General features: G+C 39.8%; 2 protein-coding genes. Both read right to left on the bottom strand.

What is annotated here, in order from left to right:
- Positions 1-10 precede the first annotated feature (10 nt).
- A complete protein-coding gene (locus QUB70_RS32065; protein ID WP_332985836.1) occupies positions 11-1501 on the bottom strand; it encodes an RAMP superfamily CRISPR-associated protein in 1491 nt (496 codons plus the stop codon).
- Positions 1494-3128: an RAMP superfamily CRISPR-associated protein gene (locus tag QUB70_RS32070; protein ID WP_332985837.1), complete on the bottom strand. Its 1635-nt coding sequence runs from the start codon at positions 3126-3128 to the stop codon at positions 1494-1496. The genes QUB70_RS32065 and QUB70_RS32070 overlap by 8 nt, the downstream gene beginning before the upstream one ends.
- Positions 3129-3200: the final 72 nt, after the last annotated feature.

Genomic DNA, 3200 nt, shown 5'->3' on the forward strand with positions numbered 1-3200 from the left:
TTTCATAATTTCAGAAATCGCGTATTAGCTTGTTTTTCTGATTAGATAAAATTATCACCACAAGTTCAGGAGAGCCCTGCAACCTTCCGCGTCCAATGCTAATCGTACCGCCTACAGGTAAATCTCCTGTCCACAAGTCCTTGAGTAGCAATAGCAGCAAACCAATTTCATATTTTTCTGGTTGACGAAGTTCTAGCTTAAGTTCAATATGTTTATTTTTTTGAGTGGGTTTAGATTTTTGTTTCCCTTTTTTGCTTTTCTTCTCTTCCTCGGCTGTTTCAATGCCAAAAATAGGCTGTTCGCTAAATAATGCTCCGTGATAAGTGCCACCTGTGAAGCGGTCAATAGCAATTCGACTTTGCACTATATCGTCTGTACTTTCTATCACAGTTTCATCGATAAGTAAGCGACTTGCTTTAGCTTCTTTTGTCGTTTCATCAACTTTTCCGAATAAGTCATAAACAATCTTTAAATCTTTGTCTTTGCCTAGCGTATTTACAATTCGCTCTGCGCGATGCCATAGCACTCCTGCTAGACTTGTTCCAGAAACAACTGGCTCAAGTTTTCTATTTCTTTGCGATCGCAGATGTACGACATCAGGCAGACAGAGTTTTGAGTTTTTATCGGTCGTCGATCTTTTAGTTAAGTCTTGACCCGAACGGATCAGTAGGGGACTTGCTAGTTTAAATTTAGCATGAATAAAGAGGCGATGGCGCAGATCGGGTTTGTCTATTTTTAGCTGTTTGAGTTTTTTATTACTCAACAACCGATCGCTTGGTGATTGTTTATATGGCTGACTCCAAGAGCGATCGAAGGTTAACCAGGAAAGACGATCGCTATGTTTGGTTAAATCGAATTCCCAGACTTGCCATTCATCTACATGACAGCGACCAAAACCCCGCTGCTTTTTCATGCCAATACTGATTTCACCAGACTTTAATCCCTCTAATGCGATCGCAAGTGCTTCCTTGAGCTCATTTTCGTCTTTGTCTTTTTCAATTAACAACTCAAAGTTAAGAGGAAATTGAGTTCCTGCTGTCAAAAATTCCAAGTCATACTTTGCACCATCATCTGCCGTACCAGTTTTTCCATTAATTTTCACTCCATCCCGTAACTCAACTTCAGGAATAGTGCTGCTAAGTGCATCATCAATAATCAGTGGACTTTGCGTATCTTGCTGCTTTCTTTCTAATTTCTGCTTTTCTTTAAGATTCTTCTCATCTTTGTAAGCAAACAAATCGCCAAACAGTTTAGCTGCCATATCCTGCCGAGTGGCACTTTTGCAGTAATCCTTTTCATACTCATGAAGATAGTTACGCAAAGCACCTGCAATGGATGACCCTGTTAGTAAAGCACGGGGACTGATACTATCGCGTAACAGCATCATGTCTATTACTCCTTCAGCATCACCATTACTGAGACAGGTAGGTGTGTCCAGTACCAAAACACCGCGCACAATGATGCGCTTGATAATCTGTCGTCCATCGCGTTTTCTACTCATTTTTATTTTCCTTATTTGCTTTTTTAGCAATAGCTATGATTAGTCGTAGCGTGTAGTCTAGTTTCAGCTTCTCAACTAAATTTGATGTGACTGATTCGCCAGCAATGTTGATTTCTAAATGCTGTGAATCTATCCAGCTATTTGGTTCATTTAACCATTCACAAATCTGCTTTTTGAAGGGTTTTCCGTTAACTTTTGTATCTTCAAATTGACTATTAGCATTTTTGGGCAAATTTTCTACTAAATTGATAACAGGACTTTTGCTTTCTTCAGTTAAAGCCTGCCTTGCCATGATTATTAATCGGGAAAGCTGGCTATTACTCAGTTTGTTCGGTTCCAGTGTCCATCTATGTACTTTGTCTAAAAGTTGCTTATCCAGCTTTTGTTCTAAGAGTCTTTTGGCCATCTTTGCAGCTATTTGACTATCTTCACTGTTTGGTGTTAAGTTCGGTTGATGAGTCAAGTCAACTTCTGATTTCAGCAGACTTGCCGTAAATTTTGGATACTCCTCCAGCCAGTTGACTGCTAATCTTCCAAAACCATCAACCCGTCTTTCTCCAATTCCTTGATTTTCTAAAGTACGAATTCGGTCTATATTGAGTTCTCCCTGATAGTTGAAGATGAAAACACTTCCTGCTGCTAAGGCTGGAACTTGTGGTAATGGTAATCCCCATTTACGGTTAAATCCCCCAACAACTATACTGCTAGTAAAACTAGATTGTGGCTCTAGTTTTACATCTAGTAATTGTTCGAGTAACTGAGTAAGTGGATCGATTTCTCGTTCTCCCTCATCTGTGATTAATTGGATTGGTGGCATTGCTACATATTGACCACAGCGATCGCGTAAAATTAAGTCACTGAGAAGGGTGATACGAAGCAGTTCTCGATCCTCTCGATCTTCAAGAGGTGTTTCTACTTCATGCCAATTAATGTCCTCTTTATTTGGAATAATTTCAATTGTGGTATGTCCATATCCTGCCTTCCGAGAACCACCTAAAAATATATCTTTTAGTTCCAGCAACGGCTTGATTTTTGCTACATCATCAGCATTGTCACAGAGAATAACTCCCTGGAAAGTTTGTCCCGCATCTAAGGCATCATAACGAAATACAGCGCCGTTATCATCTGTGCCTCTACCTTTTTTGCGATCGCGCATATTATGAATGTTAATTCGCCGCTTCTCTTTGTACAGAACTACGTCTTCATCATCCACAGTACAAAAACTTTCATTCAAGGATTTATAGGAAATATCCTGATTCGGTTGTTCCCAACTGAAATCATATATACTTAGGTCTTTTGAATCAGTAGCTTCATCCCCCTTTTTCTTTAACCAAGAGCGAGGTACAGGAAGAGTACGTTTTTCTTGGTCATTACTATATAAATAAGCATTTAAGTAGCGAGTGCTGCCGTCAAAAAATAACCGTTGCACTTCGGGAAATTTTGAAGTATCCAATATATCATCGGTGCTTCGCAAACCGCGATCTTGGAGATAACGACTAATCAACACTCCCCGAATCATGCTACCGGGAATGCAGGGAAAAGATACATCACTGTTTGGATCACCTTGGGGAGCATCCCGGTTTTGCAAAAGCCTCAAATGGCCAAGAGATCGTTGAGGTAAGCACAACGAAGTTTTAGCATTTGATTGACATTTTTTTTCAACCATTGAGCTCCCGAAATTTTCAACCTTCTATCTATT

This window comes from Microcoleus sp. A003_D6 (genome assembly GCF_036702825.1).
In the GTDB taxonomy this organism is placed as follows: Bacteria; Cyanobacteriota; Cyanobacteriia; order Cyanobacteriales; family Microcoleaceae; genus Microcoleus.